The organism is Corynebacterium sp. SA-MJD20WY100 (genome assembly GCF_039822565.1).
Taxonomy (GTDB): Bacteria; Actinomycetota; Actinomycetes; order Mycobacteriales; family Mycobacteriaceae; genus Corynebacterium; species Corynebacterium phoceense_A.
Genome location: NZ_JBCJKS010000032.1, coordinates 1 through 15,800, shown reverse-complemented (window position 1 = coordinate 15,800; position 15,800 = coordinate 1). Strand labels below are relative to the sequence as shown.

At 61.7% G+C, this 15,800-nt stretch carries 11 protein-coding genes and 5 tRNA genes; 4 read left to right on the top strand and 12 right to left on the bottom strand.

Annotated features, from left to right (window positions below; genetic code table 11):
- Positions 1-292 precede the first annotated feature (292 nt).
- Together murA and ramA are read right to left on the bottom strand one after the other, a co-directional pair.
- Positions 293-1,561: a UDP-N-acetylglucosamine 1-carboxyvinyltransferase gene (murA, locus tag ABJ196_RS12375; protein ID WP_347307523.1), complete on the bottom strand. Its 1,269-nt coding sequence runs from the start codon at positions 1,559-1,561 to the stop codon at positions 293-295.
- Between the two features lie 10 nt (positions 1,562-1,571).
- Positions 1,572-2,411 (bottom strand): acetate metabolism transcriptional regulator RamA, encoded by an 840-nt coding sequence (ramA, locus tag ABJ196_RS12370; RefSeq protein WP_257035809.1) that lies wholly within the window; start codon positions 2,409-2,411, stop codon positions 1,572-1,574.
- Between the two features lie 257 nt (positions 2,412-2,668).
- Between ramA and cysK the strand changes: the two genes are divergently transcribed.
- Positions 2,669-3,607 (top strand): cysteine synthase A, encoded by a 939-nt coding sequence (gene cysK, locus ABJ196_RS12365; RefSeq protein ID WP_347307521.1) that lies wholly within the window; start codon positions 2,669-2,671, stop codon positions 3,605-3,607.
- A 70-nt stretch (positions 3,608-3,677) separates the two neighbouring features.
- On the top strand, positions 3,678-4,241 hold the full coding sequence (epsC, locus tag ABJ196_RS12360) for a serine O-acetyltransferase EpsC (protein ID WP_347307519.1): 564 nt from the start codon (positions 3,678-3,680) through the stop codon (positions 4,239-4,241).
- A 77-nt stretch (positions 4,242-4,318) separates the two neighbouring features.
- On the opposite strand, the gene ABJ196_RS12355 is transcribed toward epsC, so the two are convergent.
- The 6 genes from ABJ196_RS12355 to ABJ196_RS12330 form a co-directional block, all read right to left on the bottom strand.
- Positions 4,319-4,600 (bottom strand): GNAT family N-acetyltransferase, encoded by a 282-nt coding sequence (locus tag ABJ196_RS12355; RefSeq protein ID WP_347307517.1) that lies wholly within the window; start codon positions 4,598-4,600, stop codon positions 4,319-4,321.
- Between the two features lie 194 nt (positions 4,601-4,794).
- A tRNA-Phe gene (locus tag ABJ196_RS12350) sits at positions 4,795-4,867 on the bottom strand.
- A gap of 19 nt (positions 4,868-4,886) precedes the next feature.
- Positions 4,887-4,960: transfer RNA gene (locus tag ABJ196_RS12345), tRNA-Asp, on the bottom strand.
- Positions 4,961-5,088: 128 nt separating this feature from the next.
- On the bottom strand, positions 5,089-6,993 hold the full coding sequence (locus tag ABJ196_RS12340) for a hypothetical protein (protein ID WP_347307515.1): 1,905 nt from the start codon (positions 6,991-6,993) through the stop codon (positions 5,089-5,091).
- A 323-nt stretch (positions 6,994-7,316) separates the two neighbouring features.
- Positions 7,317-7,390, bottom strand: a tRNA-Asp gene (locus ABJ196_RS12335).
- 36 nt (positions 7,391-7,426) lie between these two features.
- Positions 7,427-7,499 (bottom strand) — tRNA-Glu (locus tag ABJ196_RS12330).
- 104 nt (positions 7,500-7,603) lie between these two features.
- Here ABJ196_RS12330 and ABJ196_RS12325 point away from each other — a divergent pair.
- Positions 7,604-7,936: a metal-sensitive transcriptional regulator gene (locus ABJ196_RS12325; protein ID WP_347307513.1), complete on the top strand. Its 333-nt coding sequence runs from the start codon at positions 7,604-7,606 to the stop codon at positions 7,934-7,936.
- A gap of 66 nt (positions 7,937-8,002) precedes the next feature.
- Here the strand turns inward: ABJ196_RS12325 and ABJ196_RS12320 are convergent, their stop codons facing one another.
- The 4 genes from ABJ196_RS12320 to ABJ196_RS12305 form a co-directional block, all read right to left on the bottom strand.
- Positions 8,003-11,698, bottom strand: coding sequence for a phosphoribosylformylglycinamidine synthase (locus ABJ196_RS12320; RefSeq protein WP_347307511.1), 3,696 nt, complete (start codon positions 11,696-11,698; stop codon positions 8,003-8,005).
- 194 nt (positions 11,699-11,892) lie between these two features.
- A complete protein-coding gene (locus tag ABJ196_RS12315) occupies positions 11,893-12,291 on the bottom strand; it encodes a hypothetical protein (protein ID WP_347307509.1) in 399 nt (132 codons plus the stop codon).
- A gap of 358 nt (positions 12,292-12,649) precedes the next feature.
- Positions 12,650-12,722 (bottom strand) — tRNA-Lys (locus tag ABJ196_RS12310).
- Between the two features lie 92 nt (positions 12,723-12,814).
- Positions 12,815-14,311, bottom strand: coding sequence for a succinate CoA transferase (locus ABJ196_RS12305; RefSeq protein ID WP_066490313.1), 1,497 nt, complete (start codon positions 14,309-14,311; stop codon positions 12,815-12,817).
- 125 nt (positions 14,312-14,436) lie between these two features.
- Between ABJ196_RS12305 and dusB the strand changes: the two genes are divergently transcribed.
- Entirely contained in the window at positions 14,437-15,579 is a 1,143-nt protein-coding gene (gene dusB, locus ABJ196_RS12300; RefSeq protein ID WP_347307506.1) for a tRNA dihydrouridine synthase DusB, read from the top strand.
- Positions 15,580-15,800: the final 221 nt, after the last annotated feature.

The window sequence follows — 15,800 nt, the reverse complement described above, 5'->3', positions numbered from 1 at the left end:
ATCTGAAACAGACAAAAATAAAAAGTACATTGGCACACTATTGAGTTCTCAAACATCATCCGTACACCCAGTCACAATCCTTAACGAATTGCTCCCAAGCGACTTTTTCAAACTTAACGAAGTGAATTCTAGAAGTCAAATTCATGTCGATTCGGTTTGATTGCCGCTAGCTCGTAACCTTTCGGCCATCTCGCTGGCAGCTCGAATAAATATAGGCGAGCCTTTAAAAACGCGCAAATCGCCTGGTAAGTAGCGCTTTCACAGCTACTTACCTGCCGATCCCGAATCGTGGTTAATAGAAGGTTTCTTCCTGCGCACGCTCGATAGTGGCACCGAGGGCGGTGAGGTTCTCCACGAAGTTCGGGTATCCACGGTCGATATGGAATACATCGTGGACGGTAGAGACCTCGTCCGCGCACAGGGCGGCGAGCACGAGACCGGCGCCGGCACGAATGTCCGAGGACCACACGTGTGTAGAAGAAAGCTTTTCCTTGCCACGGATAACCACGTGGTGGCCGTCCACGGTCGCATTGGCACCCAATCGGAGCATCTCGTCCACGAAGCGGAAGCGTGACTCGAAGACGTTCTCCGTGATCATGGTCATCCCCTCTGCCACGGCGGACAGCCCGATGGCCATGGGCTGAAGGTCGGTGGGGAATCCCGGGAACGGCAACGTTTGATAGTTGACGGCCTTCGGGCGGCCGTCCATGCGCACGCGGAAACCATTCTCGTAGGTCTCAACATTCGCGCCGGCGAGCTTGAGCTTCTCCAGCGGCAGGTGTAGGTGCCTTGGTGCGATGCCGGTTACCGTAATGTCGCCCCGCGTCATGGCCGCAGCGTAACCCCAGGTACCGGCGACAATACGGTCGCCGATCACCTCATGCTCGGTGGGATGAAGCGAAGAAACGCCCTCAATGGTGATGGTCGACGTGCCCGCCCCTTCGATCTTTGCGCCCATGGAAACCAGCATCGAACACAGATCGACAATCTCTGGCTCGCGTGCCGCATTGTCGAGGATCGTGGTGCCCGAAGCCAGGACTGCGGCCGTAATGATGTTCTCGGTCGCGCCTACCGAGGGGAAATCGATGGAGATCTTTGCGCCGCGGAGGGCTTCGGCCTCGGCCACGACGGCACCGTGTTCAATGCGAGTGACGGCACCGAGCTTTTCCAAGCCGGACTGGTGCATGTCGAGCGGGCGGGAGCCGATGGCATCGCCGCCGGGGAGAGCGACCTTAGCGTGGCCGCACCGCGCAGTCAATGGTCCCAGGACACAGACGGACGCACGGAACTGGCGGACGGCATCGAAGTCAGCATCGGAACGCAATTCCGCCGGCGTGGTGATTTCCACGCGGTCGCCGTCGATAGACACGGTGCATCCCAGGCCCTCAAGCACCTTTTTCATCAAAGGCACATCGAGGATTTCCGGGCAGTTGGTCAGGGTCGTGGTGCCCTCTGCAAGCAGCGCAGCTCCCATGAGCTTCAGCACGCTGTTCTTGGCGCCATCAACCTTGACGGTGCCTGCAAGCCGGGCTCCACCGGTTACGTTAAAGATGTCTTTCACACGGGACAGTTTACGGCAAGGCGCCAATACGGCGAGCCGCGTTCACCGCTTCGTAACGCGTGTGTGCGCCCAACTTGCGCATCACGGAGCGCAAATAGGACTTGACGGTCTCGGCACCGATTCCCATTTCTTCGGCGGCCTCGATGTTGGTGTGGCCCAGCGCCACACAAGAGAGCACGTCGAGCTCACGGGCAGACAGCTTCGTAGACTGCTTGACGCGAACCGGAGAGACCATCTGGTCGCAGAGCATCTCGAGCTCGCGGCGCACATCATCGTCCTCGACACGGTTAGCCAGCATGCGCAGCTTGGAATGCGTGGAACGAATCTGCTCCCACTCAGCACCGTTCATGACGTTGCCGCGTGCCGCAGCACCCTTAGCGCCATCGGCGCGGCGCATGGCGGAGTTGACAGCGAGGTCCTGCTCGAGGGAGCGAGCAGTCATCGTTACTTCTTCGATGACCTTGTCCCCCAGGCGCACCGGCGAGTGCACGCCAACGTAGAGAACGCCACGAATCTCACGCTGCACGATGACGGGGACAGCCACGATGGAGTGGAGACCTTCGTCCTGCATGGCGCGGTCATTCTCGTGGGAGATGGTGTTGGCACGAGCATAATCCGTGACACCCACGGCGCGGCGGGTGGAGACCACGCGACCACCGACGCCGACGCCAGCGTCAATGATGAGGTTCTGGAGAGCCGGAGTACGCAGGCCCACCCACTGTGTAATTTGCAGGCGGTTATCCGCCAGCAGCGTGCCATACATGGTGACGGGAATTCCGGTGGCGTTTTTCAGGGAAGAAAGCGCGGCGCGGACGGCTTCTTCGTCATCTTTGATGCGGGGCGTATCCATGTAACTACTCCAGGCTCGGGGACACCCAATAAGGTGCCCTAGTCCCACTCAGGGAAGCGGGCAAATATCCGATAGGTTTTCGGCTTACGGGGGTAATCGTAAACCACACCCACCCCTCTACCCTAATTCCGCATCGTAAACATTCCACCAAAGAGAATAAATATCTGTCTAGAATTTGCGAACCGATCGGTCTAGGACGATAGTGTAGAATCGGCGCTAGCAAAGAAAGACCAACAGATTTTAGGAGGCCACACACCATGGCACAGGTATTTGATTCCATTCTCGACACCATCGGCGGCACGCCGCTGGTGCGCCTTAACCGCCTTGCTGAGGGCAAGAAGGCCGAGGTTGTCGTGAAGGTTGAGTCCTTCAACCCGGCTAACTCCGTCAAGGACCGCATCGGCAAGGCCATCGTCGAGGCCGCGGAGAAGTCCGGCGACCTCAAGCCGGGCGGCACCATCGTCGAGGCGACCTCCGGTAACACAGGTATCGCCCTCGCGCTGGCTGGTGCAGCCAAGGGCTACAAGGTCATCCTCACCATGCCGGAGACCATGTCCAATGAGCGCAAGGTTGTTTTGCGCGCATACGGCGCAGAGCTCGTCCTCACCCCGGGCGCCGCTGGCATGCAGGGCGCTGTCGACAAGGCAAACGAGATCGTCGCCCAGAACGAAAACGCTATCCTGGCTCGCCAGTTCGGCAACGAGGCCAACCCGGCCATCCACTACGCCACCACCGGCCCGGAGATCTGGAACGACACCGAGGGCAAGGTTGACGCTTTCGTCGCTGGCGTCGGCACAGGCGGCACCGTCTCCGGTGCCGGCAAGTTCCTCAAGGAGAAGAACGCAGACCTCTACCTCGCTGCTGTCGAGCCGGCTTCCTCCCCGCTGCTCACCGAGGGCAAGGCTGGCCCGCACAAGATCCAGGGCCTGGGCGCCAACTTCATCCCGGAGGTTCTCGACCGCAAGCTGCTCGACGAGATCCTCACGGCTACCAACGAGGAGTCCATCGAGACCGCTCGTAAGCTCGCCACCGAGGAGGGCCTGCTCGTCGGCATCTCCACCGGTGCGAACGTCTCCGCCGCGCTGAAGCTGGCTGACCGCCCGGAGTTCGAAGGCAAGACCATCGTCGTCGTCGCTCCTGACTTCGGTGAGCGCTACGTCTCCACCGTCCTGTTCGAGGACATCCGCGAGGCATAAGACTCGCCGTTGAATAAAAGCGCCCGCCATTTTGGCGGGCGCTTTTTCATACCTATTAGAGTGGATGCCCATGAGCATTCTTTCCAGAATCCGCGAGGATCTCGCCAACGCCCGAGATCATGACCCCGCCGCGCGCGGCGACTTAGAGAATGCCATCGTGTATTCCGGCCTCCACGCCATCTGGAGCCACCGCATCAGCCACTGGATGTGGAAGCGAGGCTGGAGAGGCCCTGCGCGCATTCTCGCGCAAATCAACCGCTTCTTCACCGGCGTGGAGATCCACCCGGGCGCCACGATCGGCCGCCGTTTCTTCATCGACCACGGCATGGGCATCGTCATCGGCGAGACCGCGGAGATCGGCGACGGCGTCATGCTCTACCACGGCGTGACCTTGGGCGGCCAGGTCCTCACCCAGACCAAGCGCCACCCCACCATCGGCGATAACGTCACCATTGGCGCCGGCGCGAAGGTCCTCGGCCCCATCACGGTAGGCTCCGGCTCCGCCGTAGGTGCCAATGCCGTCGTCACCAAAGACGTGCCGCCAGACCACATCGCTACGGGCATCCCGGCGAAGAACCGCCCACGCAATCCCAACGAGCGCATCAAGCTCGTCGACCCGGACTACTACATCTAAAGCTTGCCGATGCCCCCTCGTAGGGCCACGCCAAGAGCCCCATGCAGTGCATGGGGCTCTCGTTCGTTTCTCAGGCTCTAAGAGGCCACGAGGTCCTGGTACTCCGGATTCTTGCTTATGAAGCGCTCCACGGCCGAGCAGGTGGGGATAATGGAGTGTCCTGCCGCGCGGGTGTCATCGAGCGCGAACTTGATGAGCGGCTTGGACAGGCCCTTGCCCTGGAATGAGTCATAGACGACTGTGTGGTCGAACTCGCGAACCTGAGCGGAGTCCTTGTATTCGGCGAAGCCAGCCTCTTCACCCTCGACGGTGATGACGTAGCGGGACTGGTCGGTCTGTTGTGCAACGTTGATTTCCATGTCGCCATTATGCCGAAACCCCACCTCCCCGTCGAGACCTCGGCCCTTCCCCACCCCAGCCGCGCCGCAGCAGTTCAGGACAACGAAGACCCTAGATCCGGGGAGTCGTGGGCGCTTCGTTGTTCTGAAATCCGACGCTCGGGGCAGGACAACAAAAAATCCTCGCTCCGGAAACCGGAACGAGGAGTATTTTGTGGCCAGAGACAGGATCGAACTGTCGACCTTCCACTTTTCAGGCGGACGCTCTACCGACTGAGCTATCTGGCCAGAAGTCAGATGACTTCGGCGACCCTGACGGGACTTGAACCCGCGACCTCCGCCGTGACAGGGCGGCGCGCTAACCAACTGCGCCACAGGGCCATATTCTATTGTTGTTGTGCTCTCTGGCACGAGTAGTTACTCTACACAACGACCCTAAAATCACACAAATCACCATGTCACCGCCCCTTTCTAGGACGGTGACATGGTGAAGAACTTAGACGTACATACTATTTGCGGCGAGCGAGCAGGAATCCGCCCGCAGCGCCCACCGCGATAAGGAGAACGACTCCAGCACCGATGAGCATGCCCTTGAGGTTACTGCCACCAGCAGAGTCCTCACCGGCCTGTGCGACATCAGCATCAGCGGACTGCTGCTCTGCATTGTCCCCTTCCTTGGGCGCATCCTCGGCCTTGGTCGTCTCAGAGGCCTTATCAAGGTCTTCTGAGGCCGACGCAAGGTTGATGGGGGTATCGGAAGGCTCGGCACCTGGCTCAAAGTTCGGCGTGAACTCGGGACCGTCCATCGGCTCACCGTCGAGCTCCACCTTGAACGAGAAGCCCTGGTCCATGCCCGACGTACGATCGGACGCGTTTTCATTCACGCTCTTTGCGAAGACGAGATAATACGTGCCGGGGAGCGTCAAGGGTGCATCGACGTACTCAGTACGGTTGGCCCATTGCACGGCGGAATCGCCGGCGCTGCGCTCCACTTCTTCTTCGTTTCCCACGTAGATATCTCCTCCGGCGAGCACGCTGCCACGCGTGGGGTTATAAAAATCCCACCTCAAGTTGTAGCCCTGGTGCTCCGCGACCGACTTGCGCCCCTGCACAGTCACGACCGGACGCTTGCCGTAGGGCACATCAAACTTATAGAAGCGATATTCGCCATCGACGATGGCGTCGCTATAGGTCTCCCCCGGCGTCACGGCTGCCGCGGAGTCAAAGGTAGCGCCGCCGGCCACAGGTGCGCCCTCCTCAATCTGCTTGACCTCAGGGAGCTCACGAGACGCATACGGCCTCTTTTCGTCGCCAGCGAAGGCGCCAGCCTTGACGTACTGCACGTTGACCTCAACGTCGAGCTCGACATCCTGGTTGACCGGGTCGGAGCTGATCGTGTCAGAGAAGTGCAGCGTTGTCACGATGTCCCAATCGTCCATCTTGATACAACGATCTTCCTCGTCCTCAGGCTGCTTTTCGTTTTGCACCAGCACGCTGGCGGAATAGGGCGGCGTGTAACGGCTACCGAGCGTCGTTTGTGGGATCGACTGTACCCTGGTCGCGTAGTCCTCACAGTTGGGCGCAGGGTTTTCAGCCTCGACCGTGGAGAAGATGTCCGAGGTTTCCTTACCCTCCGCGTTCTGCTCTGGGATAGCGAAGACCGTGACATACGCGTTGTAGCCCTCAGGCACGGAAAGCTTGGTGTAGAACGGGCGATCCTCGCCCTCGTTCCTCCCCATACGGGGCAGGACCTTCGTGTGATAGGTGCCCTCTCCGAGATACTTGGCACTGTCAGGATCATCGGCGAACTCGAACGGGGTGCCCTTTGCCTCGTACATGTTGACAGAACGCAGCGTGAGGAACTCCATATTCTGCGCAAGCTCAGCAGCATTCGCCGCAGCGAGCGACTGGCCGCCCGTTACCTCAGCGACGCAATCCAGCTCAGACTGCGCCTTCTCGTCGACCTGGAATCCGATGGTATGAACCGTGAGCCCCACGCCGTCTGCAGCAAGCTCCTTGGCCACTTCGTACACCGGCGGCGGCGCGCAGGTGTCGATGCCGTTTGAGACGAGCACGATGGAATTCTCGCCCTCGCCGCCAGCAGCCTTGAGCTGCTCCGCGGCCTTCTTCAGTGAGTTTCCGATGGGAGTGTAGCCCTTGGGCTCCAAAGCATTAAAGCTGTCTTTCAGCCCGGCCTTGTCGATCCGCCCGACCGGCGACAGCACGGAAATATCCTGGCAACCGCGCTCTTTATTATCCGGCGCATTCGACTCCTTGGAGCCATACGCGACGGCGCCGACAAGGGCGCTGTCCGGAAGCTTATCGACGAGCTGGTTCGTCGCGTCCTTGGCCACCTGCATCTTCGATGGTCCGCCCTCGCTTTCTGGATCCGCCATGGAGAACGAGGCGTCCATAACAAGCGCTACCTTGGACTGTTTATCGCTCGTCGGTCCCGCGTCTGAGCTCTGCGCTGTAGCCGAAGCTGCCGTGGACGATTCCGCGGACTGCGCGGCTGCGAACGGGACCACCAGCAAACTAAGGAAAATTATTGAAAGAACTGCGCCCCACGTGCGAGGCGAGAAATGTGATGTAGACATCTAACCTAGCCTTTGCATGGAGAAGAGTGATTCACCACACAAAAGTACCGGAGATGGCTAAAGGTCGCACCTGGAGCAGAAATGAAAAACACTCGGTCCTTACTTGAAACCAAGCAAGAACCGAGTGTGTCGCAAAAATGCGACCCTGACGGGACTTGAACCCGCGACCTCCGCCGTGACAGGGCGGCGCGCTAACCAACTGCGCCACAGGGCCATATTCGATTTTTTCTGTACGAAGAAAGAATCTTCGTACCCCCAACGGGATTCGAACCCGTGCCGCCGCCGTGAAAGGGCGGTGTCCTAGGCCGCTAGACGATGGGGGCCCGGTACATGTTTGCTCACAACAGTGTGCATCATGCGACCTCCTAGAAATATACTGGAGTGATCCCGTAGCTACAAAATCGCCCGTAGGAGGAGTTGAAAAACCATGGCTGAACAGGCAGAAACCTGCGGCTGCCATGCCCCCGGCACGCATGGCTACAACCAGTCGGAGATTTCAAAGAAGAAATATTTGGCTCGCCTCAAGCGAATTGAGGGTCAAACGCGTGGCATTCACCGGATGATCGACGAGGACCAGTACTGCATCGACATCATTACGCAGATCTCCGCAGTAACCTCCGCGCTCGAGAACGTCTCGCTGGCGCTGCTCCAGGACCACATTGCGCACTGTGTCGCTGGCGCCGCCGCCGAGGATGGTCAGGTGGCCCAGGAAAAGCTCGAGGAAGCCATGACGGCGATCAAGAAGCTCGTGAAGAACTAGCACCCCTGGCCCCACGCGAAAGGCGCCTCACCGGTTATCGGAGAGGCGCCTTGTTTCGGTTGCGGGTTACGTGGTGAAGAACTCCGCAGCGGACTCGAAGAGCAACATGTCATACTCGCCTGGCACGTTCTTGTACGTGGTGGCGGAGATGCGCTCGGAGTGGCCCATCTTGCCCAGCACGCGGCCGTCGGCGGACATGATGCCCTCGAGGGCGAACAGCGAGCCGTTCGGGTTGACATCGATATCCATCGCCGGGTTGCCTGCGGCATCGACGTACTGGGTCGCGGCAGCCTCCTTGAGGCGCGCCCACTCGGACTCGCCGGCGGTGATGCGACCCTCGCCGTGGGAGATCGGCACGGTAAAGACGTCGCCGACGTTGACTTTGCTCAGCCACGGCGAGTCGTTGTTGACGACCTTGACACGCGAGATGCGCGACTGGTGACGGCCAATGGTGTTGAACGTCAGCGTCGGGGACTCGGTACCCGGCTCGGCGATGGCGCCGCCCGGGACAAGGCCCAGCTTGATGAGCGCCTGGAAGCCGTTGCAGATACCCAGGATGAGGCCGCCGCGCTCATCGAGCAGTGTGTGGACGCCAGCGGTGAGCGCTGGGTTACGCAGGAAGGACGTCATGAACTTCGCGGAGCCGTCCGGTTCGTCACCGCCGGAGAAACCGCCCGGCAGGTACAGCATCTGCGAGCGGTCCAGGGCGGCTGCCATGCGCTCGACGGACTCGGCAATGTCTTCAGGCGTGCGGTTGCGTACGACCAGGATTTCTGGCTCGATACCGGCGCGCTGCAGCGCCTTCGCAGAGTCGTATTCGGTGTTGGTGCCCGGGAAGACCGGAATGAGTGCGCGCGGGGCGGAGCTGCCCGCAACACGAGTGGGCGCAGCGGCAGCCGGCGCAGCCGCTGGCGCGGCGGCGGAGGCGGCATCGGAAAGCTCAGTGGAGCCAGACTGCGGCGCCTCGGACGGGTAGATGGGCTCGAGGGTGGCGCGGTAGGCGGCCTCGGCGTCAGCGGAGGAGACGGTCTCGCCGCCGAAGGTGAAGCCGTCTGCGGTGGTCTCGCCCAGTGCGGTGCCGGCCGACGGGGTGGCGTCCTCGGCCCACTCGAGGACGAACGCACCGTAGTTGTAGTCATAGAGCGGGGCGTCGTCTGCGAAGGCGAAGCCCAGGCCCTCGCCCAGCGACATCTTGAGCACGGCCTCGGCCACGCCGCCGAAGCCCGGGGTGTAGGCCGCGGTGACCTGGCCGGAGCGCAGGAGCTCCGTGACGGTCGCGAAGTTGGCGAGGAGGGACTCGGGGGTGGGCAAGCCGACGAGCGCGGTGTCGGCGGCATCGGCGAGCTCCGGGGAGAGCAGCGTGACGGCGTGGCCGGCGCCGGTGAAGTGGTTGGGCGCTATGTGGTCAGTGGTCTCGTGGCTCACGGCGACAGAGATGACCGTGGGCGGGACGTGCAGTTCCTCGAAGGTGCCGGACATGGAGTCCTTGCCGCCGATGGCGCCCACGCCCAAGCCGAGCTGAGCCTTGATGGTGCCCAGCAGGGCCGCAGCAGGCTTGCCCCATGCGGTGGCGGAGTCCATGCGCTGGAAATACTCCTGCATGGACAGGTAGGTCTCGTCGATGGAAGAACCGGTAGCGATGAGCTTGGCCACGGACTCGACGACGGCAAGGTAGGCGCCGTGGTACGGGCTAGCCTCGGTGACGTACGGGTTGTAGCCCCAGGACATCACGGAGCAGTCCGTGGTCTCCCCCATGACCGGGAAGGTGTGGGCCATGGCCTGAATCGGGGTGGCCTGGCGGGAGCCGCCGAAAGGCATGAGGACGGTGCCGGCGCCGACGGTGGAGTCGAAGCGCTCGGACAGGCCCTGCTTGGAGGCGACGTTGAGGTCGCCGGCCATCGCAAGGAAGGACTCGCGGAAGGAGGAGTCCTTGTGAGCCCACTCGCGGCCAGCTGCGCGCCAGTCGGTCGAGGGCTCGATACGCACGTCCACATGCTTGTCCGCACCATTGGTAGCGAGGAAGGCACGGGAGAGGTCGACGATGGTGTCGCCGCGCCAGGTCATGCGCACCCGTCCCGAGTCGGTGACGTTGGCGACGATGGTGGCGGTGAGGTTTTCCTCGTTCGCGAGCTCGATGAGGCGCTCAGCATCCGTGGCTTCGACGACGACGGCCATGCGTTCCTGAGACTCGGAGAGAGCCAGGTCGGTGCCGTCGAGTCCCTCGTACTTCTTCGGAACGGTGTCCAGGTCGATGTCGATGGAATCGGCGAGCTCGCCCACGGCGACGGAGACGCCGCCAGCGCCAAAGTCGTTGCAGCGCTTGATGAGCGTGGAGAACTCCGGGTTGCGGAAGAGGCGCTGGAGCTTGCGCTCCTCGGGCGCGTTGCCCTTCTGGACCTCGGAGCCCGCAGTGGTCAGGGACTCCACGTTGTGCGACTTGGAGGAACCCGTGGCGCCGCCGATGCCGTCGCGGCCAGTGGCACCGCCGACGAGGACGACGACGTCGCCCGCGGCCGGGACTTCACGGCGGACGTTCTCGGCTGGGGCGCCGGCGACGACGGCACCCATCTCGAGGTGCTTGGCGACGTAGCCCGGGTGGTAGACCTCGTCGACGAGGCCGGTGGCCAGGCCGATCTGGTTACCGTAGGAGGAGTTACCTGCGGCGGCGGTACGCGCGATGGTCTTCTGCGGCAGCTTGCCGGCACGCGTGGTGGTCTCGAGCGGGTTTCCGGAGCCGGAGATGCGCATCGCGCCGTAGACGTAGCCGCGGCCGGACAGCGGGTCGCGGATGGCGCCGCCGATGCAGGTCGCCGCGCCACCGAAGGGCTCGATTTCCGTCGGGTGGTTATGAGTCTCGTTCTTGAACAGGAAGAGCCACGGTTCATCCTTGCCGTCGACCGTGATGGTGACGTGGACGGTGCAGGCGTTGATCTCCTCGGAGACGTCGAGCGCGTCGAGCTTGCCCGTGGCGCGCAGGACCTTCGCGGCAATGGTCCCCATGTCCATGAGCGTCACCGGCTTGGTGCGACCAATGGAGTCGCGCGCAGCAAGGTAGTCGTTGTACGCGGCCTCCACGGCCGGGTCGTGGAACTCGATGTTGTCGAGGACCGTCTCGAAGGTGGTGTGACGGCAGTGGTCCGACCAGTAGGTGTCGATGACCTTGAGCTCAGTAATGGTCGGGTCGCGCTTCTCCGACTGGAAATAATCGCGCACGAGCATGGCGTCGTCGACGTCCATGGCCAGGCCGTGGGAGGCGACGACCTCGGGAAGGGCGGCATCGGAAAGCTCGGTAAAGCCGGTAAGCCGTGCGACGTCTGCTGGGCGTGGGGCCTCGACAACGAGAGCCTCGGGAAGCTCGAGGGAGGCCTCGCGGGCCTCGACCGGGTTAATGAGCCCGGCGCGCATGGCCTCCGGAATTTCTCCGTCCACGGCGTAGAGGACGGCCGTACGGACGGTGGGGCGCTCTTTTTCAAAGAGGAACTGGATGCACTGTGCCGCGGAGTCCGCGCGCTGGTCAAACTGGCCGGGCAGCGGCTCGACGGCGAGGATGGCCTTGCCGTCCAGGCCGGCCTCCTCGAGCGTGGCGTACGTGTTGTCGACCTGCGGCTCTGCGAGCACGAGGTTGACGGCGGTGGCGAACTCGGCGTCGGTCGTGCCCTCCACGTCGTAGAGATTGAGCATGCGCACCGCCACTCCGTACTCCGCCGAGAGTGCAGCTGCGTGGCCGCCCTCCCGATTTTCCACGTACACACGCTGAACCATCGCGCCTCCCAGATAGCTAGTAATAGTCGAAGTTTTACGGTTCTGCCAGCAAGTATATGGACTTGCGACACCGCGTACTAATCCCCCGCTATCCTAGCGTGCAGGGCACCCCCGCGACGCGATTCTGCGGAGGCTGACGGTACACAACGGTGTCACAGGGATACATGGGCTATCCGATGCCTCTTTCTGCAGTCTCAGCCGAGGATGGAATGCCAACCGGTTTTCTCGCGATTGAACACTGCTCCCCCAGAGTTTCCATAAGGACTTGAGGGCTGGGAACAAATAAGCGCCTGGCCGGCCGTACCGACAAAGCAACTTAGCGTATAAGTTTGACCGGTGACGGAACTTGTCACTTGGAAATCGTTGACAGTCGCAAGCACAATATTGCCGCTTGCGCCTGCCCGAGATTCGTATGCCTGCGCAATGGCGGCATCATAAATCGCCATGGCAAACGCGCATGATGCATCATCATTGGCGTCGACCCTAACCCCGTCTGATGTCATTCCGCAATAACCGCCAATCTGCTCGGGATTCACGGCGATGTTATTGCTGTGCGGTTGTGCCGCAGGCGCTGCAGGTACGGCGGTGCTCATGGCTTCGGCAGGGGTCCTCTCCGCGGTGCGAGGAGCGGGCTGGTGCGACTCTGTGCTCGGATCAGCCGGCGCTGGAACCGTCATAGTTACTGTGCGCGGACCGGCCTCACCTTCGCCGGAACATCCTGCTAGAGCAAGAGGGGCAAGGAGAATAGCCGCGGCAGTGGCACGAAAGATAGAGGACATGGGACACCTTAGAGACGAGGAAACAGACGCCTATCGAGAGGCGAAGACACATAAATCATAAGACACGGCTACGCCTGTGCACGTGGAATTGTCATACCGTTGCAGCGCTTCTCGCCGCTCACCCACCGCAAGCATAAATCCCCCGGCCGCTGTGCAGCCGAGGGATTATCGGTGGGCCCTCCGGGGCTCGAACCCGGGACCTGCGGATTAAAAGTCCGTAGCTCTACCAACTGAGCTAAAGGCCCAACGCCCACCTAGTTTAGCGGTGAGGTTGTGTGGAAGCGAAATCACCCCGGGGTAGTCCCCAGGGTGACCTACGCTCAGCGCATGCGAGGGATTAGCCGCGCATGTCGCCCTTCTCCGCGAAGTTGATCTGGAAGTCGAAGGCCGTCTTCAGATCGTGCGGGGTGTGCTGGAACTTGTTCTGCTTTGCGCGCTCGTAGTACTCCTCGAGCAGCGGGCGGTAGTCCGGGTGAGCAACGGAGATGACCTTCTCCACGCGTTCCTTGGGAGCCAGGCCGCGCAAATCAGCAACACCGTACTCGGTGATGATGACCATCGTGTCGTGCTCCGTGTGGTCGATGTGGGACGCGAACGGAACGATAGCGGAGATGGCGCCATCCTTGGCCACAGACGGGGAGACGAACGTGGAGATGTAGGCGTTGCGGGTGAAGTCGCCGGAGCCACCGGTGCCGTTCATGATGCGAGTGCCGCCCACGTTGGTGGAGTTGATGTTGCCGTAGATGTCGGCCTCAATCATGCCGTTGGAGGCAATGAGGCCTACGCGGCGGATGACCTCCGGATGGTTGGAGATCTGCTGCGGACGCAGGATGATGTGCTCCTTGTACTTCTCCGCCTTTTCGTTCATGCGGTCCGCGTACTCCGGAGACAGCGCGAAGGAGGTTGCGGATGCCATGGTCATCTTGCCGGCGTCGATAAGGTCAATCATGCCGTCCTGGATAACCTCGGTGTAGGCCTGGATATTCTCAAACTTGGAGTCGAGCAGGCCCGCCATGACGGCGTTCGGGACGTTACCCACGCCGGACTGCATGATGAACTGGTCATAGGCCAAGCGACCGGCAGCTACCTCGCCCTCGAGGAAGTTAATAAAGTTCGCAGCGATCTTCTCCGAGACCTCATCCGGCGCCTTGAACGGGGCGTTGCGGTCCGGAGCGTCGGTCTTCACGACGGCGACGACCTTCTCCTGCGGAATCTCGATGTAGGTGGTGCCCACGCGGTCGCCCGGCTTGGTGATCGGAATCGGCTGGCGGTTGGGCAGCTTTTCAATCTTGTAGATGTCGTGCATGCCCTCGAGGTGCTCAGACTGCCACTCGTTGACCTCGATGATGATGCGCTCTGCGGCTTCGATGTACTCGAGATTGTTGCCCACAGCCGACGACGGCACGATGTTGCCGTTGTCGAGGATGCGGACAGCCTCAATGATGGCAACCTGGAAGTCACCGTAGAAGCCTTCCTCCACCTGCTGGCCAGAGTGAGACAGGTGAATGTCCTGGTAGAGGGCGGAACCATCATTGAACTTACCGCGCAGAACCGGATCGGAGTTGTACGGGGAGCGGAAGCGAATGGCGTCTGCCTCCGCGAGAACGCCGTCGCAGTCCGGGGCGGTGGATGCGCCGGAGAAGACGTCGATCTGGAATTCTTCACCAGCAGCGTGAGCGGCCTTCGCCTTCTCTGCGATCGCAGTGGGCAGAGCCTTCGGGTAGCCAGCACCGGTGAAGCCGGAAATACCGACGCGGTCGCCGTGGTTGACGAACTTAGCCGCTTCCTCAGCGGAAACAACGAGGTCCTGATAGAAACCGATACGCTCGGACAAGGCGATTCCTCCTGTGGTGTAAAACCGAATGTTAGTTACCTGGAACACAATAGTGAAGATCTGTTAAAGGTGTAGGATTATTTCACCGTTTGCCTATAACCTGCGAAAAAAGGCACAATTAGGGGGTGAATTTGCGCATCGGTCCCCTCGAATTAGCCTCCCCCGTCATCCTCGCACCCATGGCGGGTGTAACAAATATGGCTTTTCGCACCCTCTGCCGTGAGCAGGAACTCGCGCGCACGGGAACAGTCTCCGGCCTCTATGTCTGCGAGATGATTACCGCCCGCGCCCTCGTGGAGCGCAACGAGAAGACCATGCACATGATCGAGTTCGCACCGCAGGAAACCCCACGCTCGCTCCAGCTCTACACCGTGGATCCGGAGTACACCTACCGCGCCGCGAAGATGATCGTCGACGACAACCTCGCCGACCACATTGATATGAACTTCGGTTGTCCCGTCCCCAAGGTCACCCGCCGTGGCGGCGGTTCAGCTCTGCCCTATAAGCGCCAGCTCTTTGGCAATATCGTCGCCGCGGCCGTCAAGGCCACCGAAGGCACGGACGTACCGGTCACGGTGAAGATGCGCGTGGGCATCGACGATGAGCACCACACACACCTCGACGCCGGCCGGATTGCCGTCGACAATGGCGCAGCAGCCGTCACCCTCCACGGGCGCACGGCCGCGCAGCGCTATTCCGGCGACGCCCGTTGGGACGAGATCGCACGCCTCAAGGAGCACCTGGGCGACGAGGTCCCCGTCCTCGGCAACGGTGATATCTTCCGCGCTGACGACGCACAGCGCATGATGGATGCTACGGGCTGCGACGGCGTGCAGGTCGGCCGCGGCTGCCTGGGCCGCCCCTGGCTCTTCGCGGAGCTTTCCGCCCAGCTGCGCGGCGAGCCCATCCCGGACGAGCCCACACTCGGCGAGGTCACCCGCATTATCATCCGCCACGCCGAGCTCCTGGCGGAGCACGACGGCGAAGACCACGCCGCGCGCGATATCCGCAAGCATATCGGCTGGTACATGCGAGGCTTCCCGGTGGGCGGCCGGGTGCGGGCCAAGCTCGCCCAGGTCACCTCGCTCGACGCCCTGCGCGAGATCCTCTCTCCCTGGGCCGACTCGGAGGCCAAGGCTGCCGATGCCTCCGGTGCGCGCGGGCGCCAAGGCTCCCCCGCCAAGGTCGCGCTGCCCGACGGCTGGCTCGACGATCCGGAGGACATCACTGTTCCCCACGCCGCGGACATTATGAATTCTGGTGGTTAAGGTCCCCGCCGTACCGTTCGAGCTCGTTCCCACGTAACGATTATCACCCCGTGCGCACGAGGTAATTCTTATTACCACGGACACAATCGCGCCACTTCAGGGCATTTAAATAGTCATTGAGCAAACGACAGGTAAACGCCAGCACCCATTACGTTGTTAGCAGTTCCACCCCAGGGCACCGAAGATTCATAGTCCGTCCACCCGAGTGGGCGGGCTATGTT